The sequence below is a fragment of the Pseudomonas sp. CFBP 13602 genome, assembly GCF_014842725.1.
Lineage (GTDB): Bacteria > Pseudomonadota > Gammaproteobacteria > Pseudomonadales > Pseudomonadaceae > Aquipseudomonas > Aquipseudomonas baltica.
The window spans coordinates 381,913-403,725 of the sequence record NZ_JACYVT010000003.1 but is presented as its reverse complement, the minus strand read 5'-3'; the positions used below and the strand labels follow the sequence as shown (position 1 = coordinate 403,725).

Sequence of the window (21,813 nt, the reverse complement as noted above, 5' to 3'; positions counted from 1 at the left end):
GCGGCCACTAACCGCTTCCGCGGGAAAAGCTCAGGCCAGCAGTTCGCCGCGCAGCGAGTGGGGGCGGGCCTCGGCAATGTGGATGTCGACAAACTGGCCGATCAGCCGTGCATCCGAGCAGGTGAAATTGACGATACGGTTGTTCTCGGTACGCCCCTGCAACTGGCCGGGATCCTTGCGCGAATAATCGGTGACCAGAATGCGCTGGGTAGTGCCCACCATCTGACGACTGATCTCGAAGCCCTGCTGGTTCAGCCGATGCTGCAGCGCATCCAGGCGCTGTTTCTTCACCGTCTCGGGCGTGTCGTCGGCCAGATCCGCCGCCGGCGTACCAGGCCGCTGGCTATAGATGAAGGAGTACGAGAAATCCATGCCCACATCGGTCACCAGTTTCAGGGTCTGCTCGAAGTCTTTCTCGGTTTCGCCGGGGAAACCGATGATGAAGTCCGAGCTGATGCAGATGTCCGGTACCGCCGCCTTGAGCTTGCGCAGCTTGGATTTGTATTCCAGCACCGTGTGGCCGCGTTTCATGGCCGCCAGCACGCGGTCCGAGCCCGATTGCACCGGCAGGTGCAGGTGCTTCACCAACTGCGGCACTTCGGCATGGGCCAGGATCAGGCTGTCGGAAAACTCCAGTGGGTGCGAGGTGGTGTAGCGGATGCGCTCGATCCCGTCGATCTGTGCCACCACCCGGATCAGCTCGGCCAGGTCGGCCAGGCGACCGTCGTCGGTCTGGCCGCGGTAGCCGTTGACGTTCTGCCCCAGCAGGGTGACTTCGCGCACGCCGTTGTCGGCCAGGTGCATGACCTCGGCCAGGACATCGTCGAACGGTCGGCTGACTTCTTCGCCGCGGGTGTAGGGCACCACGCAGAACGTGCAGTATTTGCTGCAGCCTTCCATCACCGATACGTAGGCGGTCGGGCCGTCGATGCGCGGTTCGGGCAGGTGGTCGAACTTCTCGATCTCGGGGAAGGAGATGTCCACCTGCGGCAAGCGGGTGATGCGCGCCGCGTCGATCATCTCGGGCAGGCGATGCAGGGTCTGCGGGCCGAACACCACGTCGACGTAGGGCGCGCGATCGCGGATGGCTGCGCCTTCCTGGCTGGCCACGCAGCCGCCGACCGCAATGACCATGTCCGGCTTGGCCAGCTTCAGTTCGCGCCAGCGGCCCAGTTGCGAATAGACGCGGTCCTGGGCGCGCTCGCGGATCGAGCAGGTATTGAGCAGGATCACGTCGGCGTCTTCTGCGCGTGCCGTGACTTCCAGGGCTTGATGTTCACCCAGCAGGTCGACCATGCGCGAGCTGTCGTACTCGTTCATCTGGCAACCGTGGGTTTCGATATAAAGCTTCTTGGCCATGGGGTGATCATCAAGTGGTTCAAAGAACCGCGCATTATAGTGCCCGTGGTCGGTGGTTCCTAGCATTGCCTGTCGGGCGGCTATGCTATAGTTTTCGCCCTCTTTCAAGCTCACGACCTTATATCTGCCGACGATGACCAAACGCGAAGCTCCAATCTACAAAGTGATTTTCCTCAACCAGGGCCAGGTATTCGAGATGTACGCCAAGCAGATCTACCAGAGTGATCTGTGGGGGTTTCTGGAGGTCGAGGAATTCGTCTTTGGCGAGCGCACCACCGTGGTCGTCGACCCCAGCGAAGAAAAGCTCAAGGCTCAGTTCGAAGGCGTGACGCGCAGCTTCGTGCCCATGCACTCGATCGTGCGCATCGACGAAGTGGAGCGTCTGGGCACGCCGAAGATCAGCGAGGCACGCATGACCGGCAATGTCATGCCATTCCCGATGCCGATGCCCGACAAGTAGTCATCAGTCGGGCCGCTGCCAGGCTCAGGGCAGCGGGGCGAAAGGCGAGCGGCGGTCATCGGCCGTCTGCAATTCGAGCAGGTACTTGCGGAAAATCTGCCCCAGCACCTGAGTGGCCACTTCGAGGTCTTCGCGGCGCATCTGCCCGGACACCTCGTCGGCGACGTCCAGTGCATCCTCGGCGCCATTGACCGCTGCCATCTTCAGCACGATATAGGCCTGGATGTTGTTGGCCGCCACGCCTTCGCCCTTGAAGAACATGGTGCCCAGGTGATACTGGGCCTCGGCATGGCCTTGCAGGGAGGCTAGTTCGAAGTAGCTGAGGGCCTGGTTCAAGTCGCGTTCGGTTCGAGTACCGTCGTAATAGAACTGACCGAGTTCGAATTGCGCCTGGGCGTCGCCGTCCTTTGCAGCCTGCTGACACGCAGTCAGCGCCGCGGGCAATGCCTGGGCAGAGGTATTGAGGGTGCAGCGACCCACCGCCGGAATCAACAACGAATTGCCGCCTGCGGTAGCCATTAGCGGCTGAAGAAGCAACAGGCAGCCCAATGCAAGGGCGCGGCCGGTGCGGTTCATGGGGATCGACTTACCTCTGCGAAATGCGGGCGGACCCGACGTCGAAACGTGGCGGGTGCTGCATTATGAAATAAGCGGGGGGGCTGTTACAAAGTCTTTACTCGTTTTTCTGCGATATCGCCCAGATGGCACTGTTTCACGGGGTGCCAGCCGCAGCAGCGGTCCGTGGCCGTAGACAATCCAGCACGCTGTGTCAGGCGCACCGTGTTGCCTTCTTCGCGGCCGCTGACCGCTCCTACGGATTTAGATGCAACCCTCTGCGTAGGAGCGGTCCGTGGCCGCGAACGATGCGCTGCGGTCGGCCAGGCATACCGCAGCGTCCTTTTCGCGGTCGCTGACCGCTCCTACGGATTTAGATGCAACCTTCTGCGTAGGAGCGGTCCGTGGCCGCGAACGATGCGCTGCGGTCGGCCAGGCATACCGCAGCGTCCTTTTCGCGGCCGCTGACCGCTCCTACGGGAGTGAAGGTGGTTATTTCAGCGCAGCGAACGCTTTTTCGGCAGCATCCAGGGTGATCGCCAGCTCGGCATCGCCGTGGGCGATGGACGTGAAGCCTGCCTCGAATGCACTTGGCGCCAGGTACACGCCGCCGTCGAGCATCAGGTGGAAGAAGCGCTTGAAGCGATCGGCGTCGCTGGTCATGACGTCTTCGAAGGTGACGATGTCATCGGCGCCGCTGAAGTACAGGCCGAACATGCCCCCGGCCTGAGTGGTGACGAACGGGATGCCCGCGGCATCGGCACGCTGCTGCAGGCCGTCGAGCAGGCGTGCGGTGTAGTCGCTCAGCTCGTCATGGAAACCGGGGCGGCTGATCAGCTTCAGGGTGGTCAGGCCTGCGGCCATGGCCAGCGGGTTGCCCGACAACGTGCCGGCCTGATAGACCGGACCCAGCGGCGCAATGTGCGACATGATCTCGCGCTTGCCGCCGAAACAACCGACGGGCATGCCACCACCGATGATCTTGCCGAAGGTGCTCAGGTCCGGCGTCACGCTATAGTAGGCCTGGGCACCACCGAGGGCCACGCGGAAACCGGTCATGACTTCGTCGAAGATCAGCACCACACCGTACTGGTCGCACAGGCGACGCAGGCCTTCCAGAAAACCGGGCGCTGGCGGTACGCAGTTCATGTTGCCCGCCACCGGTTCGACGATGATGCACGCGACTTCATCGGCGACTTCGGCGAGCATCTGCTCTACTGCGGCAATGTCGTTGAACGGCAGGGTCAGGGTGTGTTTGGCGAACGCCGCCGGCACGCCAGGCGAGCTGGGCACGCCAAGGGTCAGGGCGCCGGAACCGGCCTTGACCAGCAGGCTGTCGGAATGACCGTGGTAGCAACCCTCGAACTTGATGATGCTGTCGCGCCCGGTGAAACCACGGGCCAGGCGAATGGCGCTCATGGTTGCCTCGGTCCCCGAGCTGACCATGCGCACCATTTCCATGGACGGCACGATCGCGCAGACCAGGTCTGCCATCTGCGTTTCCATTTCGGTGGGGGCGCCGTACGACAGACCATGTTCAAGCTGCCTGCGCACTGCATCGAGCACGTCCGGATGGCTGTGGCCGAGAATCATCGGACCCCATGAACCCACGTAGTCGACGTAGCGCTTGTCGTCTTCGTCGGTGACATAGGCGCCAGCAGCATGCTTGAAGAACAGCGGCGTGCCGCCCACGCTCTTGAAGGCGCGCACGGGCGAGTTGACGCCACCGGGGATGTGCTTCTGGGCGTTGGCGAACAGGGTTTCGGAACGGGACATAGATAAGCTCTCTTGCATCAGGCAGTTTCGAACAACGCGTTCAGCGCACGGGCGCGACGGGTGACTTCCTGGGCCGTGTCGGCGCCGAACAGCGCATGCACCACGGCCAACAGGTTGGCACCCTGGGCCACCAGCGGGGCGGCGTTGTCCAGGGTGATGCCGCCAATGACGGCAATCGGCAATTTCAATTCGGCACGCGCCTGCGCCAACAGTTCCAGGCTGGCAGGCGATGCGTCGGGCTTGGTCTGGGAGGCGAAGAAGCGTCCGAAGGCCACGTAGCTGGCCCCTTCGCGGGCGGCCTGGTGGGCCAGGTCGAGACGGTTGTGGCACGTGCTGCCGATGATCGCCCTGCGTCCAAGCAAGGCGCGTGCAGGCGTCAGCGGGCCATCGGTCTGCCCCAGGTGCACGCCGACGTTGAGCCGCGCGGCCAGTTCGGCGTCGTCGTTGATAATCAGGTGCGCCTTGTAGCGCTCGCACAGCTGGCGCAATTTCTCGGCCTCGCGCAGGCGCCGGGCGTCGTCGTTGCTCTTGTCACGGTATTGCAGCAGGGTAATGCCGCCGTCCAGTGCAGCCTCGACGTACTTGAGGAACTTGCCGGCCAACAGCTGGCTGTCGGTGATGGCATAGACGCCACGTAGGTTCATCGCTCGGTCCTGAGGCAGGGGGCGGGGGTTCGGCTCAAGAGCAGAAATCCAGGGGCAGGCGGCGCGGCACGAATTGCCCGTGGCCCAACTGCTCGGCGTCGCGCAAGGTGCGCCAGGTGTAGTCGAGCGCCGACTGCACCGCGCTTTCCAGCCCTTCGCCCAACGCCAGGCGGCCGGCCAGGGCGCTGGCCAGAGTGCAGCCGGAGCCATGGTAGCTGCCAGGCAGGCGCTGGCAGGTGAACGTGCGACGACTGCCGTCGCGGCTGTACAGGCGGTTGTGCACTTCGTGCTCGTCGCCATGGCCGCCGGTGATCAACAGGTGCTTGCAGAACGGCAGCAGCTTGTGTGCGCATTCATCGGCGCTGCCGTCGGGCAGGTCGGCGAGAATTCGCGCTTCGGGCAGGTTCGGCGTCGCGATGGTCGCCAGCGGCAGCAGCTGTTCGCGCATCGCGTAGCCGACCTCGTCCTTGCCCAGGCTGCCGCCACCACCGGCACGCAATACCGGGTCACAGACCATCGGCAGATGGGGGTGGGCGGACAACAGCTCGACCACGGTTGCGACCATGTCTACCGAACCGAGCATGCCCAGCTTGACCGCCGCCACCGGCGAGTCGCTGAGCACGGCATTGGCCTGGGCCAGGATCCACTCGCGGTCGAGCACGCGGAAATCGCTGACATTGACCGTGTTCTGCACGGTCAGCGCCGTGATCGTCGGCGCGGCGTGGCAGCCCTGCGCGAGCAAGGCTTCGATATCTGCCTGCAGGCCGGCGCCGCCACTGGGGTCGTGGCCGGAGAGACAGAGGACAACGGGGCGGGAACTATAGATATTCATGGTGCGCGAGCTTATCACGGCGCACGCCGTTGTAGCAGGGCCGCAAGCGGCGGTGCGCGTGTCTGACGGTCTGCGTTGGCGACCGGCGTTCGCGCTTTGCAGGGGGGGTATGTATCATATTGACACTACGCTGCAACACATCCCGAAGGCACCATGCGCTATTTGCTTATCTTGATAATGGCCTGGCTGCCCATGCTGGCAGGTGCGGTCGACTTCGACGAGACCACCCGCAGCCTCGCCCTGGGCCGCACGATGCAGGTCTACGAAGATGTGTCGGGCGACGCCACCATCGAGCAGATCACCACCGACCTGGCCCCTGCCTTTCGTCAGCATCACAGCGACGTGCTCAATGCCGGTTACTCGCAGTCCGTGTACTGGCTGCGCATCGATCTGCGCTATGTACCGCGCGCCGACGGATCATCGCACAGCTGGTTGCTGGAGCTGGCCTATCCGCCCATGGACCATCTGGAACTGTTCTTGCCCGATGCCGCCGGCCAGTACCACTCGGTGCAGCGAACCGGCGATGCCTTGCCGTATGCCAGCCGCCAGATCAAACAGAACAACTACTTGTTCGAACTGCCGTTCCAGCCAGGTGAAGCGAAGACCGTGTATCTGCGCCTGCACAGCCAGGGCTCGGTGCAGGCGCCGGTCAGCCTGTGGTCGGCCAACGCGTACCTCGAGGCACAACCTTCAAGGCTGTACGTGCTCGGGCTGATCTACGGCGTGCTGCTGGGCATGCTGGTGTACAACCTGTTCATCTTCCTCAGCGTGCGTGATCGCAGCTACCTGTACTACATCGTCTATATCGCGTCGTTCGGCCTGTATCAGGTGTCAGTGAACGGTGCCGGGGTCGAGTATTTCTGGCCCGACAACCCATGGTGGGCCAACGCGGCCACGCCGTTCTTCATTGGCGCGGCCGGCTTCTTCGGTTGCCAGTTCTCGCGCAGCTTCCTGCAGACGGCGCGGCACAGCCGCTGGATGGATCGACTACTGCTCGGCCTGATGGTCTACGGCGCCGTGGTCATGGTGCTGTCGCTGTCGACCAGCTACGCCTTGGCATTGCGCCTGGCCACGTTGCTGGCGCTGTGTTTCACCGTGGTGATCTTCTCCGCTGGCATCCTCGCCTGGCTGCGTGGCATGCGGCTGGCGCGTTACTTCATCATTGCCTGGAGCGCGTTCCTGCTGGGCGGCATCGTCAATACCCTGATGGTGCTGGGCTATCTGCCCAATGTGTTCATCACCATGTACGCCAGCCAGATCGGTTCGGCGCTGGAGGTCGGCCTGCTGTCGCTGGCCCTGGCCGACCGGATCAATGTGCTGCGCGACCAGCAGGCGCAGACCTTGAAGGAAGCCGGGCTGAAGCTTGAGCAGGCGAACCAGGAACTGGCGGCCAGCAACCGGCTCAAGGACGAATTTCTCGCCACCGTCACCCATGAGCTGCGCACCCCGATGAATGGCGTGATCGGCTCCCTGGAACTGATGCAGACCGTGCCCATGGGGCCGGAGCTGGCGCAGTACCAGCACACCGCGGCAGGTTCGGCGCGGCACATGATGCGCATGGTCGACGACATCCTGATCCTCACCGAGCTGCAGGCCGGGCGGCTCTATCCGCGCAACGAACCGTTCAGCCTGCAGGCGCTGCTGGACAGCATGCAGATGCAATTCAGCCGCCAGGCCCAGAGCAAGGGGCTGGCGTTCACCGTGGAGCGCGTAGCCGGTCTGCCCGACCGCCTGCAGGGCGATTCGCAGAAGCTTGCCCTGTGCCTGGGCTGCCTGATCGACAACGGCATCAAGTTCACCCGCGAAGGCAGTGTCAATGTGCGCGTCAGTGGCGGCGAGCCAGCAAGTGATCACCTGCAGATAACCTTCACGGTCAGCGACAGCGGCATCGGTTTCAGCCATCGCGACGAAGAGACCCTCTACCAACGCTTCTATCAGCTCGACGGCTCGGTGACCCGCGAGTACGGCGGATTGGGTATAGGCCTGGCGATCTGTCGGCAGCTGGCCGAACTGGTAGGCGGGCAGCTTCATCATCAGTCCGAGCCCGGACGCGGCAGCTGTTTCGAACTGAGCGTGCGCCTGGGGGTTGTCGAAGCGCATCCGGGCCGTGCCTTGAGCACCTGCGCCGGTGCCCTTGGCGCGCAGCGCGCCGCCCATGAATGCACCGTATTGCTGGTGGACGCCAACAGCGTCGACCAGTTGGTGGTGCGGGCCATGCTGCTCAAGCTCGGCTACCGCGTGCGCACCGCCGAGGACGGCGCCGGTGCGCTGGCCCTGCTGGCTCGCGAGCGTTTCGATGCCGTGCTCATCGAGCACAGCCCGCCCGCAGAGAGCGCTCTGCACACCACCCGCGAACTGCGCAGCGTGCCGGGGTGCGAGCGATTGCCGGTGCTGGCGATCACCGAACCCGGCCAGGCCCGGCGCGAGGCGTCCCTGGCTGCCGGGGTATCGATCTGCCTGGCGCGCCCGGTGCGCTTCGAAGAGCTTCAGGCGGTTCTGCACGGCTGCATCCTCAGCCATCCCAAGCCTGTGTCGCCACCGATTGCAGATGCGCCCCCCGGCGCTGCCCCGGCGTAACCAACGCCGTCGCACCGGGGGTGCCTTTCGTCGGCATTGCAGGCAAGATGCAAGCCTGCCAGATCAGCCAGGACATGCCCCATGAGTAATGCTCCAGACTTCGTAGTTGTGCAAACTGCCGAACAAGCCGTGGATCGGTTGGCAGAACTGCACGAGCGGGCCACTCGCGCCCTGAGCCAGGCGCTCAAGCGCTACCTCAAGGATCGCAGCGAGCCGGATGCGGCCGAGCGTGATCTGTTTCGCTACCCTGAACTGCGCCTGACCTACGCCTACGGCGGCGAACTGCCTGCCATCACCCGAGCCTACGCCAAGGTCAACCTGCCTGGCGTGTACTCGGTGACCGTGACCCAGCCGGCCGCCTTCCGCGGTTATCTGCTGGACCAGTTGCGGCCGCTGATGCGCGACTTCGCGGTCACCATCGAAGTCGGTGTCAGCGAGCAGAACATCCCTTATCCCTATGTCGTCGACCAGGGCGACGAGCTGGCCGGCAGTGGCGTGACTGCTGCGGCACTGGCGCGGGTGTTCCCCAGTACCGACCTGTCTGCCGCCACCGACGGCATCGCCGACGGCCTGTACGACTGGGCCACTGCCGATCCGCTGCCGTTGGCGCTGTTCGACGCCGCGCGGGTGGATTTCTCCCTGCGTCGCCTGATCCACTACACCGGCAGCGACTGGAAGCACGTGCAGCCGTGGATCCTGCTGACCAACTACCACCGCTACGTCGACCAGTTCGTCACCCACGGCCTGGAACAGCTGCGCAACGACCCGCGCTTCGTGCGCCTGGTGATGCCGGGCAATGTGATCATCGAAAAGAGCATGGACAACGGTGAGGCCCAGGCGCTGGTGGCCAGCGTGGTATGGCACCGCTATCAGATGCCGGCGTATCACCTGATTGCCGAGGACGGCGACGGCGTGACCCTGGTGAACATCGGCGTCGGCCCTTCGAACGCCAAGAACATCACCGACCACCTGGCCGTGCTGCGTCCGCATTGCTGGCTGATGATCGGCCACTGCGGTGGCCTGCGACAGTCGCAGACCATCGGCGACTATGTGCTGGCCCACGCCTACATGCGCCAGGACGGTATTCTCGATCGGGTCCTGCCACCGAACATTCCCATTCCGGCCCTGGCCGAAGTGCAGCTGGCATTGCAGGAAGCGGCGGCGCAGGTCACCGGCGAGCGTGGCGACGACTTGAAGAAGCGCCTGCGTACCGGCACCGTGTTGACCTACGATGACCGCAACTGGGAACTGCGCTGGGCCCAGGAGCGTCCGCTGATCAATCTGTCGCGCGCCGTGGCGGTGGACATGGAAAGCGGCACCATTGCCGCCCAGGGTTATCGCCTGCGGGTGCCGTACGGCACTCTGCTGTGCGTGTCGGACAAGCCCTTGCACAGTGAGATCAAACTGCCGGGCTCGGCCAACGCGTTCTACAACCGCGCGGTCAGCCAGCATCTCAACATCGGCATCACGGCCTTGAACCTGCTGCGCAACCAGCTCAATTCGCTGCACTCACGCAAGCTGCGCAGCTTCGACGAGCCGCCGTTCCGCTGACAGGTTTGCCGTGGCTGGCAAGGGCCTCTAGCATGAGCGCCCTTGCCAGCCCGAAAGCCGCTTCGTCATGCCTCTTCCTCCTCGCTCCAACAAACGTCCACCCACCAGCGGCCGCCGTGTGGCCAAAGCCCCGCCGGCCCAGCCGCGGCTGGTGCTGTTCAACAAACCGTTCGATGTGCTGACCCAGTTCAGCGACGGTGAAGGGCGGGCGACGCTGAAGGATTTCATCGAGATTGCCGGGGTCTATCCGGCCGGTCGCCTGGACCGTGACAGCGAGGGGCTGCTGTTGCTGACCAACGACGGCCAGTTGCAGGCGCGCATTGCCGACCCGAAGCACAAGCTGGCCAAGACCTATTGGGTGCAGGTGGAAGGCGTACCCGACGAAGACCAGTTGCAGCGTCTGCGCACCGGGGTCGAGCTCAACGATGGCATGACGCTGCCGGCGCAAGCGCGGCTGCTGGACGAGCCGGACCTGTGGCCGCGCGATCCGCCCGTGCGCTTTCGCAAGAGCGTGCCGACGCATTGGCTGGAGCTGGTGATCAAGGAGGGGCGCAACCGTCAGGTGCGGCGCATGACGGCGGCAGTGGGCCTGCCGACCTTGCGCCTGGTGCGGGTGCGCATCGGCGACTGGAGCCTCGAGGGCCTGGGGCAGGGCGAGTGGCGCGAGGTGCCGGCCAGTCTTTAGCCAGCCTGTCCCTCTGTGAGAAGGGTTCTACCCGCGAAGGTGTTTCAGGGCTGTAGCCGGCCTGCACCCCTGTGGGAGCGGGTTCTACCCGCGAAGGTGTTTCAGGTCTGTAGCCGGCCTGCACCCCTGTGGGAGCGGGTTCTACCCGCGAAGGAGCTTCAAGTCTGGCTCAGGCCTGAAGCTCAGCGCAGATGGGTCAACGGCAGTTCAGTGCTGGCCATGACCTGGTTGAGAACGAAGCTGGAACGCACGCTGGTGACGCCCTCGATCCGCGTCAGGTGGCCCAGCAGCAGCTTCTGGTAGTGGTCCATGTCCGGCACCACCACCTTGAGCTGATAGTCGGCATCCATTCCGGTCACCAGGCTGCATTCGAGGACCTGAGGCAGTCCGCGAATCGCCGCTTCGAAGGTTTCGAAGCGTTCCGGCGTGTGCCGGTCCATGCCGATCAGCACGTAGGCAGTCAGGCTCAACCCCAGCTTCTTGCGGTCCAGCAGGGCGACCTGGCGGGAAATGTAGCCGTCGTCTTCGAGCTGCTTGACGCGCCGTGAGCAGGGCGACGGAGAGAGACCGATGCGTTCGGCCAGTTCCTGGTTGGAAATGCGCGCGTCACGCTGCAGTTCCGCCAGAATGCTCAGGTCATAGCGATCAAGCTTGCTCATCAAATCTGCCTTCGTGTTTTGCGTTGCGGCAAATTATCTATCCGAAGGCAAAAATTGCGCAAGTGCTGTGTAAATCAGCAATGTTCGCAATCGGCTGCTGCGCCCGTGGCGCTATTGTTATTCACAGAATCACTGCCCGGACAGACGTCCACTGCGATCCGCTGAATCAAGCGAATTGCGGCCACCGCCCCCACCGGGGTCGCGCTGGCCCCCGGGCTGCATGCGGCCCAGAAGGCAGCGTGAGGTGAGCCGACGTCACAAGCGTCGAGCAAGGACACAGTTTCGCGAGAGGAGGCCTGCGGGTCTCCTCTTTTTTCGTCTGCGAAATGTGTGTGACCGGTGCCTGGAGTGCGGTCATGAACGCGCGGTACGTGCCGATATCCTTTGCAGGCACCTGACGGGATCTTCACAGAACCGCGTTCGGGTTTGTCAGTCTGATACTGGGTCACCCCCTTTTTCTACGAGGAACAGCATGAACTTGCCCCTATGGCGTATGGCCGGTGTCGCTGTGCTCTGCCTGGCTGTGGGCGCGCCTGCGTATGCGGAAGGCCCGCAAGACCAGTTGCGCGGCAGTTCCAATGGTGGCCAGCGTGGGCAGGGAGGGGGCAATGCCGGGCCTGGGCAGCCGCAAGGCGGAGGGCATTACCGTCCGCCGCCAAGTGGCAATCAGGGTCAGTGGCAGGGGCGACCGCCGCAAGGCAATCAGGGCAATCAGAACCAGTGGCAGGGACGACCCGGTGGCGGCAGCCAGAACCAGTGGCAAGGCAACCGGCCGGAGCAGGGTCGCCCAGAACAAGGTCGCCCGGATCAGGGTCGTCCCGAAGGTGGCCAGCAGGACAATCGGCCGCCGATCATCGGCAAGCCCGATGCAGTGCGCCAGACCCAGGCGCCGCTGCGCGGCAGTTATCCAGACCTGCGGCGCGACAACGACAGGCGCTGGGAGGGCGGTCGAGACCGTTGGCCCGGCGAGCACGGTGGCGGCTGGGGCCCCGGCCCGCAGTACCGTCCGGGGCAGGTGATTGATCGCTTCCCCGGCCAGAATTATCGCGTGCCGTATCGGGGGCAGGATTATTACTACTCGGGTGGCTACTGGTATCGACCGCAGGGTCCGCGGTACGTAGTGATCGAGCCACCTCGCGGCGTTCGGGTGCGCGTGCTGCCCGACTACGCCCAGCGCATGTGGATCGGCAGTTCCGTGTTCTTTGTCGCGGCCGGCACTTACTATCAATGGGCCGACAATACCCAGGAATATGTGGTGGTGAATCCGCCAGTGAATGCCAGTATCCCGCAGCCAGCCCCGACCTTGACCAACTATGACGTCGCAGCCTATCCGGCCCAGGGTCAGAGCCCGCAGCAGATCGCCCAGGATCAATACGAGTGCAAGCGCTGGGCTGTCGAACAAAGCCGCTTCGACCCAGCCAGTGCTACCTATGCGCCGTCGCCGGAAGTGGTCAGCGTGTACCGGCAGAGCCTGGCCAATTGCTTCGCGTCGCGTGGGTACACGGTGAATTGATCGGCCTTGCAGCGCTGCAATAGGGCACCGCGTTCTGGCTGATACATCGCATCCACCGCCGACGCGGCTTGCGCCGCTGCTACAGGTGCCGCGTTTTGGCTGACATACCGCATTCGTCGCCGACGCGGCTTGCGCCGCTGCTACAGGTATCGCGTTTTGCCTGAGACACTGCATTCGCCGCCGACGCGGCTTGCGCCGCTGCTACAGGCATCGCGTTTTGTCGGCACGGGCATGGGTTTATGTGGTGCCGAGATCCCCTGTAGCAGCGGCGCGAGCCGCGTCCGGGGACACTGCGGTTTTGCAGGCTGACCGCGCTTCTCTCAAATGGGGTCTGCGTGAACCAGCACTTCGGCACGTGGATACCGGCTTTCAATGGCAACTTCCACGCTCTCGCAGATGCCATGGGCCTCGGCCAGCGACAGCTGTCCCGGCAACTCGAGATGCAACTGCACGAACCAATGATTGCCCGACATGCGCGTGCGCAGGTCATGGGCGCCAAGCACGCCCGGCACATCGCACGCCAGCGCCAGCATCTGTTCACTGACATCCACTGGCAACTCCTTGTCCATCAGAATCGCCGTGCTTTCGCGAGCGATCTGCACCGCGCTCCACAGGATGTACAGCGCAATGCCCAGGCCAAAGAAAGCATCCAGCTGCGGCCAACCGTAGCTGGCCAGGACCAGCGCTACCAAAATGCTGCCATTGAGCAGCAGGTCGGAACGGTAGTGCAGCGAGTCCGCCCGCACGGCGGTCGAACCGGTTTCGCGAACGACCTTGTATTGCAGGGCCAGCAGCGCCACGGTCAGCGCCAGCGAAAGAATCATCACCGCGATGCCGACCCCGGCCGCGCCCAGCGGCTGCGGGTCCTGCAGCTGTTTCCATGCCTGGTACCCGATCAACACCGCGCTCGAACCGATGAACAACGCCTGGGCCATCCCCGCCAGAGCCTCGGCCTTGCCGTGTCCATACCGATGATCGTCATCGGCTGGACGCAGCGCATAGTGCACCGCCAGCAGGTTGAGAAACGACGCCGCGCCATCCAGCACCGAATCGGTGAGCCCCGCCAGCAGACTCACTGAACCACTGAGCCACCAGGCAATGGCCTTGGCCACAATGAGAATGCTGGCGACCGCCAGTGACGCCCTTGTCGCCAGTCGCAGCAGGCGTGCGTGTTCCTTGCTGGTTGCCATTACAAATTCCTAGATGACCGGCTTCAAGCCATACATGGCCAGCTGTTCGACGCTGCCGGTGTGCTGGATCAGGCGCGGATCGTCGAGCGGCAAACTGCGGCCCAGCTCGGTTTCCAGGATGGCCTGCAGCTTCAGGTTGTCGACCTTGCCGTCGCGATCAATCGCATGTTGCAGCTTTTCCGGCGCTACCTGCGCGGTCTTGCCGTCGTTGAGGTAGATCGCGCCGGTGGCGAAGTCCACACCGAAGGCAATCAGCCCCGGCAGCACATAGAAGAGGATGCCGATGGCGTCCAGCGCGGCCACCACAGGGTCGATACGCCCTTCGATCTGCCCGCGCCGATCCGGCCAGAACAGGGTGCCGCAGGCGGTCAGTTGGGTTACCAAGGCAGCGACAACGGCGCCGCCGATCAAACGTGAAGGAATACGCATGGCAATCTCCGCAAAATAGGCCGCAACGATACAAGCAAATGGTCAAGCCGAGTAGATGGACCTTGTCACCTGAGGGTCGGTTCGCTGACCTTGGCGTGCTATCCATACGTGCTCGGCGCCCGCACCTCGGAGCGGCGTTATACTTCGCGCCCGACCTGGAGCATTCATGATCTCGCTACCCATCGACGCCGTCCTGCCTGCCCTGCGCCAAGCCCTGGCCGAGCGCCATGAAGCGGTGCTCGAAGCCCCGCCCGGCGCGGGCAAGACCACTCGCGTGCCTTTGGCGCTGCTGCACGAGCCTTGGCTGGCCGGGCAGACCATTCTCATGCTCGAACCGCGGCGCCTGGCCGCGCGGGCGGCGGCGGAGCGGCTGGCCAGTGAGTTGGGCGAACAGGTCGGCGAGACGGTCGGCTACCGCATTCGGCTGGACAGCAAGGTAGGTCCGAACACCCGTATCGAGGTCGTGACCGAGGGTATTCTTACCCGGCGCCTGCAGGATGATCCGGCCCTGGACGGGGTGGGGCTGGTGATCTTCGACGAGTACCACGAACGCAGTCTGGATGCCGACCTCGCGCTGGCCTTGAGCCTCAATGGCCGGGAGCTGCTGCGCGACGAGCCGCCGCTGAAGATCCTGCTGATGTCCGCCACCCTGGAAGGCGAGCGCCTGTCGGCATTGCTCGACGATGCCCCGGTGTTGCGCAGCGAGGGCCGCATGTACCCGGTGGATGTGCGCTGGGGGCGGCCGTGGCAGCCGGGTGAGTTCATCGAGCCACGAGTGGTGCAGACCTGCCTCGATGCCCTCGATGAACAGGCTGGCAGCCTGCTGGTGTTCCTGCCGGGGCAGGCCGAGATCCGCCGCGTGCATCAGCAGTTGGCCGAAGCCCTGGCTGGCGATGTAAATGTGCTGCTGTGCCCGCTGCATGGCGAGCTTGATCTCAATGCCCAGCGCGCCGCCATCGAGCCTGCGCCCGCCGGCAAGCGCAAGGTCGTGCTGGCGACCAACATTGCCGAAACCAGCCTGACCATCGATGGCGTGCGCGTAGTCATCGACGCCGGCCTGGCGAGGGTGCCGCGTTTCGACCCCGGCAGCGGCATGACCCGCCTGGACACCCAACGCATCTCCCGCGCCAGTGCCACCCAGCGGGCCGGACGGGCAGGGCGTCTGGAGCCGGGCGTGTGTTATCGGTTGTGGTCCGAAGACCAGCACGCCCAGTTGGCGGCCTACGGCAGTCCGGAAATCCTCCAGGCAGACCTCGCCAGCCTGGCCCTGCAGTTGTCACGCTGGGGTGTCGAACCGGCTCAATTGACCTGGCTGGACCAGCCGCCCAGCGCGGCGTATGCGCAGGCGCAGGACCTGTTGCTGCGCCTCGGCGCGCGCCTGCCCGACGGCCGTCTCAGCCCTCATGGCCAAGCCATGGCGCAACTGCCGGCGCACCCGCGCATCGCGCATCTGCTGTTGCGCGGCCACGCTTTGGGCCTCGGCGACATGGCCTGCGATGTGGCAGCATTGTTAGGTGAACGCGACATTTTGCGCGGTGCCGGTGCCGACCTGCACAGCCGTATTGTGTTGCTGTCCGGCGAGCAGAAGGCCCAGCGCCAGAGCCACGGCGCCGTGCAACGCATACGGCAGTTGTCCCGGCAGTACCGCGGCTACTTGCGTGGCAGGCCGGCGACGCCGGTCGAGAACCCTGCGCACCCGCGCTGGCTGGGCTGCCTGCTGGCCCTGGCCTACCCGGATCGCGTGGCGCAGCAGCGTCGCGAAGGCGGCGCCGAGTATCGCCTCGCCAACGGCCGCGCTGCCTTGTTCGGCGAGGTGGACGGCTTGATGAAACAGGCCTGGATCGTCATCGCCGACCTGGGCAGTCGTCAGGGGCAGCGTGAAGAACGCATCTACCTGGCTGCCGAGTTCGATCCCGGGTTGTTCGATACGGTGCTGGCCGAACAGGTCAGCCGCGTCGATCACCTGGAATGGGACGAACGTGAAGGTGTGTTGCGCGCCGAACGTCAGCGCAAGGTCGGTGAACTGATCCTCAGCCGCGAACCGCTGCCAGGGTTGGGCGCCGACGCCCGCGCCACCGCGCTGCTCGGGCTGGTGCGGCGCAAGGGCCTGGAGCTGCTGCCCTGGACCCCGGAACTGCGCCAATGGCAGGCGCGGGTCGCGCTGCTGCGCGCGCTGGACACCCAGAACCCTTGGCCGGACGTCAGCGACGCGGCGTTGTTGCAGCAGCTGGAACATTGGCTGCAGCCCTACCTGGGCAAGGTCACACGCCTCAGCCACTTCGGACAGCTCGACCTGTCCTCCATCCTGCGCAACAGCTTGCCCTGGCCGCTGCCACAGAAACTCGACGAGCTGGCGCCAACCCACATCGCCGTGCCGTCAGGCTCTTCGGTGCGCCTGGACTACAGCGAGCAACCGCCAATTCTGGCGGTGCGTTTGCAGGAGCTGTTCGGCCTGGCTGAAACCCCGCGCATCGCCGGTGGACGACAGGCGGTGAAGTTGCATCTGCTGTCACCGGCGCGGCGACCGGTGCAGGTGACCCAGGATCTGGCGAGTTTCTGGGCCAACACCTACGAGGAAGTGAAGAAGGATTTGAAGGGACGGTATCCAAAGCATTATTGGCCGGAGGATCCGTTGGTGGCCGAGGCTACCGCTCGAGTGAAGCCTAGAAAATCCTGATAGGGGATGAGAATGTCGCGGGCGTCTCTCAGAAGAGATTGGCCGCATATTAAATGTGACTGCCGATGCGGTGAACTTTCACCTGCGCAATATCCAAAAAAAGCTTGGCGCCTGCAATCGAGTTCAAGCCGTCACCTATGCCGTAGCCCAAGGCCATATCTGATGCCCGAGGCATAGCGGCCTTGGCCGCTATGCCAGCACACGCTCAGATAAAGACGTTGATCGCGGCGCGCTCATACAACCAGCGCACCCCTGCGTGTACTTGCTCATTGTCGGCCTGCTCCGGTATTGCTTCAGCCAGAGTTATGGGCGCCTCGCCCTGCAACACAGTGATAAGCGTACGCACTTCCTGTAGATGCTGCACACTCAACATCGCGCCCCCGCAAACAGCAACTCTGGCTTTTTATCCAGCGCTAGCATGTACAAGGGGCTATCAGCCCTTGTGCGGATCACACGCTGCCAGCACTTGGCACTGCCGGGGTGCCCCCAGTGTGCGGTCACGAATAATTTCGGTCGTGGCAGTAATCATGATTCACCTTCAATCCGGGAAAGCATCAGGGTAAAAATCCTTGTAGACATTCTTGATCTGTTCATCGCCCATGCTTAGGACACACACCAGTACCCCACTGAACATGCACGGCAGGGATGCCAGGATAATGAGCAAACCCAAGGCTGCCATGGCGTAGCCCACGCCTAGCGCTTCAGAAAAAGCCCCACCGACCAGCGCCCCGAAGGGGATGACCATGCCGGAAACAAACGAGGTCGCAGACCCAATCCGGTTGCGGTAATTGTCGGGGGTGGCCAGCATTCGCACGGTCGAAGTGTTTACGGTCACCATGACCAAGCCGATGCCTGCGATAAACAGCAAGGGCACAGTGACTCCGGCGAACCAACCGGGCTCGACATGGAAGAATTGGCTGAAAAGCCCACAACCAAGCATGGCCAGCCCAACCAGCAGGAAACCGCCAAATACTACATAGGGCCGGCCACAACGCTCATTGGCGCGTTTCACTAGGAACAGGCTGCCGGCCAGTAGGCCCAACGCGAAGGCGCCCTCGGTGACGGCGATCAACCATAAGTCTTGGGAGAAATAGCGATTGATCAGCACAGGGAACAGAACCGCGAAGAGCGGGTACAGCGAGAAGTTGACGATGAACGCCAGTAGGCTCAGGTTCCATTCAGGCTTGACCCGATAGAGCGCGGTAAAACCTTCACGGGTGCGTGTGTACCAAGTCGCCAGATAGGACATCTGCCGAGTGGTGCCAGGGCTGTGGCTGGCAGCGGGCGCCCTGACCAGCACTATCAGCGCTAACGCCACCATGACTGCCAAGGAGTTGAGCCAGAGAGTTCCTAACACCCCCAGCGGGCCTAATAAAATGCCCGCAGCCAGAGGCCCCATCAGCGCAGATGACGAGCCGACGATGCTTCTGAGGCGCACCGCGTCGCTGATCCTGTGCGCGGCGACCAGTGCAGGTGTCAAGCTCATCTGGATAGGGTCGCGAATGCCAATGGTTACCCCGGAAATCGCCAGGCAGCCCCCGATCACCCAGGACAGGTAAAGATCTAGGGTACCTAGGCAGGCCAGTACTAGGGTCATCGTCGCGCTGATGACGTAGCAGCCCACCAGCAAGCGGTGCCTGTCGTATTGATCCCCCAGCCAGCCAAACACCGCTCGTGCCAGCACATCCGCCAGGATGGCCACCGCGACATAGCCTGCAAAGGCAACGGGGTCTGCGGTTTTTCCCAGCACCCACCAAGCGATTGCGAATTGACCACAACGCGTTCCCACCGCGTTTAAGAACGCTGCCAGTTGGATCAGGTAGAAATCCCGTCCCAGCCCACCGAGGGAAGGATTACTCATTGCCCCAACTCGGCGCGGCGCAGGCGCTCCAGGCAGCCGGCTGCAACGTAGGCGTTCAGGCATTCGGATGCCCTCTCTACTGTAGCGTTCGGTATGCGCGAGTGAAGACGCGTCAGGGCCGAGGCCTGGGCTAGCGTTTCGCGCTGTCGGCAGGCCCAATTCCCAAGCGATCTTGTGCGCGAACTGCTCGGTTGCTGAGATACATGGTCGAGGCCGTGAAAAGTCATGCCGTGGACTTTACCAAAGCAAGCCGAGTGCTACAGCTATGATGGAAGGAACGTAACTAATAGCAAAGCATTATTGGCCGGATAACCCCCTGGTGGCCGAACCCACGGCGCGCATCAAACCCCGCAAGTAAAACCCCACCTACCACACCGCAATGTCATACGTCAGATACAGCCGATTGCTATCGCGCCCGCGCGCGATGTCGGAGCGATAGACGTAGTTGCGCAGCTTCACCCCCAGGCCCTTCAAGGTGCCGGTCGGTACCACGTAGGCGAGTTCGATGTCGCGCTCCCACTCGTTCACGCCGGCAGGGCCCGACTTGCCGTCCGAGCCGCTGATGTAGCGGGTCATGAAGCTCAGGCCGGGCATCCCAAGCTGCTTGAAGTCGTAGCCGTAACTGGCGAGCCAGGTCTTTTCATCTTCTTCGATGAATTTGCCGATGCCGACGTTGCTGAACGAGTACACGGTAGCACCGTTGATGTAGGGCAAGCCGCCGTTGCCGTGCAGCTGCTGGTAGCCGGCGGCAACGGTGTGGCCTGCCACCGCGAAGCTCAGCTGACCGCTGAGCATGCCGTTGTCGATCTGTCCGAAATAGTGGTTGCCTTCGTCTCGGCTGAGGAAATACCGCAGGTCGCTGGTCAATGTGCCGGTGCCCAGCGGCAGGGTGTGCAGCAGGCCGAAGAAGTCCTGACTGTAGAAGTCATCGAGCTGGCCGCGAAAGTAGCTGAGTCGCAGCTGCTTGTTCACCGTGTAGTCGGCGCCGGCATAGGTGAAGTCGCCACCTTCTCTGCCGGAATAGCCGTCGGGGATGATCGAACGGCTGTCGGTGGAGTCACGCAGCTTGAACCGATCGAGTTGGCCGGCGGTGAGCAGCCAGCCCTCGAAGTCCTTGATGACGAGTTGAGTGCCTTGATAGGTCTGCGGCACCAGGCGTGCATCGTTGTAGACCAGTACCGGGGTCTTGGGCAGCAGGGTGCCATGCTTGACCACGGTTTGCGCGACACGGGCCTTGGCGGTGAGGCCAAGGCTGGTCGACTCGTCGGCGGCGCGGCCATCGCTGTGCACGGGCAGCAGCCCTGTGCCGCTGCGGCCGCGACCGGAGTCGAGCTTGACGCCCAGCAGGCCCAGGGCATCGAAGCCCACGCCGACGGTGCCTGGGGTATAGCCGGATTGGAAGTCCAGCAGCACGCCCTGCGCCCATTCGGTTCGCTCGCTTTTGGCAGTGGCGGCGGCGCGCGGGCTCAGGCCGTTTTCATCGCGAAAGTTTTCGTTGAAGTACACGTTGCGAAGTTGCAGTTTCAAGGTGCTGTCTTCGATAAAACCTTGGGCCAGGGCCGAGCCTTGGAGCAATACGCTCAGGCACGGCAAGGCGAACCCGCCGATCAGGGTTGTACGCATCAGATGGACTCTCTTCTTGTTATGAATAGCGGGGGATCAGGTTCACGCGAACAAGGTGATTGCACCTGTCAGCAGTGCCAGGGCGGTCACTACCAGGGAGGTCAGCACCGCCCATTTGACGGTCGCCTTCTGAAAGTCGCCGATGTCGCGGTCGACCATGCCGACCAGCAATAACGTGGACGCCACCAGCGGGCTCATCAGGTGCACCGGTTGGCCAAGGATGGAAGCTCGGGCGATTTCCACGGGGGAGATGCCATAGGCGGCCGCAGCGTTGGCCAGGATGGGCACTACGCCGAAATAGTAGGCGTCGTTGGACAGCACGAAGGTCAACGGCATGCTGGTAACCGCAACCACCAGGGGGAACAGGTGGCCCCAAGACGGCGGAATCATGTCGACCAGCGACTGTGCCAGGGCGTCGACCATCTTGGTGCCGCTGAAGATGCCCGCGAATACACCCGCCGCAAACACCAGCAGCACCACCGTCATGGCGTTGCCGGAATGGGCGAGGATGCGTTCTTTCTGGATGTCGAGTTGCGGGTAGTTGATCATCAGTGCCAGCACGAAGCCGATCAGAAACAGTACCGCCGAGTGAGCCAGGCCCATCACCAGCGCCACCATCACGCCGATCACCAGCAGCAGGTTGATCCAGACCAGCTTGGGCCGCTTGTACGGTTGATCGCCAAGGATCGCCTCGATATAGCATTCGCCGCCGCCGCTTTGCAGCTGCACGCTGCCGATGCGCTTGCGCTCGGCCCTGCCCAGCAGGTACGCCGTGAACACCACCCAGGCGGCGCCCCCGGCCATGGTCGGCAGCAACGGAATGAAATACTCGCTCGCGTCGATGCCCAGCACGGCGATGGCTCGGGTGGCAGGGCCACCCCAGGGCGACATGCCGCTCATGATGCCCAGCGCCAGCATCGCCACGGTGGCCAGGACCATCGGGTTCATGCCGATGCGCTTGTACAGGGGCAACATGGCCGCGCAGGTGATCATGTAGGTGGTGGTGCCGTCGCCATCCAGCGCAACGGTCAGCGACAACAGCGCGGTGCCGATGGCGATCTTCACCGGGTCGCCATTGACCTTCTTGAGGATCTTGCGAATCAGCGGGTCGAACAGGCCGGAGTCGATCATCAGGCCGAAGAACAGGATGGCGAACAGCAGCAGCGCGGCAGACGGCGCGACCACTTTCAGGCCATCGAGGATCATCTTGCCGGTGGATCCGCCGAACCCGCCAATGACGGCGAACACAATCGGCACCACGGTCAGTGCAACGATGGGCGACAAGCGTTTGGACATGATCAGGTAGGTGAACACGACCACCATGGCTAAGCCTAACAGCGCCAGCATATGAGTTATCTCTTGTAGTTATTTGAGGAGTTGCGCTGATGCAGAAGCAGGTCGATCAGGGTAAAGCGGGTATTG

Annotated in this window: 17 protein-coding genes and 1 pseudogene; 7 read left to right on the top strand and 11 right to left on the bottom strand. The window is 63.5% G+C overall.

Translation table 11 applies throughout. The annotated features are described in order from the left end of the window. Positions 1-30: 30 nt before the first annotated feature. Complete coding sequence (gene miaB / locus IFU31_RS08295) at positions 31-1,359, bottom strand: tRNA (N6-isopentenyl adenosine(37)-C2)-methylthiotransferase MiaB (protein WP_122475500.1); 1,329 nt, start codon at positions 1,357-1,359, stop codon at positions 31-33. Positions 1,360-1,492: 133 nt separating this feature from the next. Here miaB and IFU31_RS08290 point away from each other — a divergent pair, with 133 nt between their 5' ends. Continuing rightward, positions 1,493-1,819, top strand: a complete 327-nt coding sequence (locus IFU31_RS08290) for a DUF1820 family protein (protein ID WP_043192686.1) — start codon at positions 1,493-1,495, stop codon at positions 1,817-1,819. 24 nt (positions 1,820-1,843) lie between these two features. Here IFU31_RS08290 and IFU31_RS08285 read toward each other — a convergent pair whose 3' ends face one another. From IFU31_RS08285 to IFU31_RS08270, 4 genes are all read right to left on the bottom strand, one after another. Next, positions 1,844-2,395, bottom strand: a complete 552-nt coding sequence (locus tag IFU31_RS08285) for a tetratricopeptide repeat protein (protein WP_192058454.1) — start codon at positions 2,393-2,395, stop codon at positions 1,844-1,846. Positions 2,396-2,866: 471 nt separating this feature from the next. Continuing rightward, a complete protein-coding gene (gene hemL, locus IFU31_RS08280; RefSeq protein WP_192102695.1) occupies positions 2,867-4,150 on the bottom strand; it encodes a glutamate-1-semialdehyde 2,1-aminomutase in 1,284 nt (427 codons plus the stop codon). A gap of 17 nt (positions 4,151-4,167) precedes the next feature. Continuing rightward, positions 4,168-4,794, bottom strand: coding sequence for a thiamine phosphate synthase (thiE, locus tag IFU31_RS08275; RefSeq protein WP_122475493.1), 627 nt, complete (start codon positions 4,792-4,794; stop codon positions 4,168-4,170). A gap of 34 nt (positions 4,795-4,828) precedes the next feature. After that, positions 4,829-5,626, bottom strand: coding sequence for a hydroxymethylpyrimidine/phosphomethylpyrimidine kinase (locus IFU31_RS08270; protein WP_122475492.1), 798 nt, complete (start codon positions 5,624-5,626; stop codon positions 4,829-4,831). 153 nt (positions 5,627-5,779) lie between these two features. Between IFU31_RS08270 and IFU31_RS08265 the strand changes: the two genes are divergently transcribed. From IFU31_RS08265 to IFU31_RS08255, 3 genes are all read left to right on the top strand, one after another. After that, entirely contained in the window at positions 5,780-8,203 is a 2,424-nt protein-coding gene (locus IFU31_RS08265) for a hybrid sensor histidine kinase/response regulator (protein WP_192102694.1), read from the top strand. Between the two features lie 81 nt (positions 8,204-8,284). Next, on the top strand, positions 8,285-9,754 hold the full coding sequence (gene amn / locus IFU31_RS08260; protein WP_122475488.1) for an AMP nucleosidase: 1,470 nt from the start codon (positions 8,285-8,287) through the stop codon (positions 9,752-9,754). Between the two features lie 118 nt (positions 9,755-9,872). Continuing rightward, on the top strand, positions 9,873-10,439 hold the full coding sequence (locus IFU31_RS08255) for a pseudouridine synthase (protein WP_192102741.1): 567 nt from the start codon (positions 9,873-9,875) through the stop codon (positions 10,437-10,439). Between the two features lie 182 nt (positions 10,440-10,621). Here the strand turns inward: IFU31_RS08255 and IFU31_RS08250 are convergent, their stop codons facing one another. Further along, positions 10,622-11,098, bottom strand: coding sequence for an Lrp/AsnC family transcriptional regulator (locus tag IFU31_RS08250; RefSeq protein ID WP_122475484.1), 477 nt, complete (start codon positions 11,096-11,098; stop codon positions 10,622-10,624). A gap of 472 nt (positions 11,099-11,570) precedes the next feature. Here IFU31_RS08250 and IFU31_RS08245 point away from each other — a divergent pair, with 472 nt between their 5' ends. Further along, positions 11,571-12,611: a DUF6515 family protein gene (locus IFU31_RS08245; protein ID WP_192102693.1), complete on the top strand. Its 1,041-nt coding sequence runs from the start codon at positions 11,571-11,573 to the stop codon at positions 12,609-12,611. A gap of 320 nt (positions 12,612-12,931) precedes the next feature. Here IFU31_RS08245 and IFU31_RS08240 read toward each other — a convergent pair whose 3' ends face one another. Together IFU31_RS08240 and IFU31_RS08235 are read right to left on the bottom strand one after the other, a co-directional pair. Beyond that, positions 12,932-13,801, bottom strand: coding sequence for a cation diffusion facilitator family transporter (locus IFU31_RS08240; protein WP_192102692.1), 870 nt, complete (start codon positions 13,799-13,801; stop codon positions 12,932-12,934). A 9-nt stretch (positions 13,802-13,810) separates the two neighbouring features. Then, on the bottom strand, positions 13,811-14,230 hold the full coding sequence (locus tag IFU31_RS08235; RefSeq protein ID WP_192058461.1) for a polyribonucleotide nucleotidyltransferase: 420 nt from the start codon (positions 14,228-14,230) through the stop codon (positions 13,811-13,813). A 166-nt stretch (positions 14,231-14,396) separates the two neighbouring features. Here IFU31_RS08235 and hrpB point away from each other — a divergent pair, with 166 nt between their 5' ends. After that, complete coding sequence (hrpB, locus tag IFU31_RS08230; RefSeq protein WP_192102691.1) at positions 14,397-16,907, top strand: ATP-dependent helicase HrpB; 2,511 nt, start codon at positions 14,397-14,399, stop codon at positions 16,905-16,907. 31 nt (positions 16,908-16,938) lie between these two features. Next, positions 16,939-17,070: pseudogene (locus IFU31_RS21860) on the top strand (LuxR C-terminal-related transcriptional regulator); the annotation flags it as partial. 375 nt (positions 17,071-17,445) lie between these two features. On the opposite strand, the gene IFU31_RS08220 reads toward IFU31_RS21860, so the two are convergent. The 3 genes from IFU31_RS08220 to IFU31_RS08210 form a co-directional block, all read right to left on the bottom strand. Continuing rightward, the gene (locus tag IFU31_RS08220) at positions 17,446-18,768 is read right to left on the bottom strand and encodes an MFS transporter (RefSeq protein ID WP_192102689.1); all 1,323 of its coding nucleotides are present in this window, start codon (positions 18,766-18,768) and stop codon (positions 17,446-17,448) included. A gap of 366 nt (positions 18,769-19,134) precedes the next feature. Next, a complete protein-coding gene (locus IFU31_RS08215; protein WP_192102688.1) occupies positions 19,135-20,391 on the bottom strand; it encodes an OprD family porin in 1,257 nt (418 codons plus the stop codon). A 42-nt stretch (positions 20,392-20,433) separates the two neighbouring features. Beyond that, positions 20,434-21,738, bottom strand: coding sequence for a CitMHS family transporter (locus IFU31_RS08210; protein WP_192054825.1), 1,305 nt, complete (start codon positions 21,736-21,738; stop codon positions 20,434-20,436). Positions 21,739-21,813: the final 75 nt, after the last annotated feature.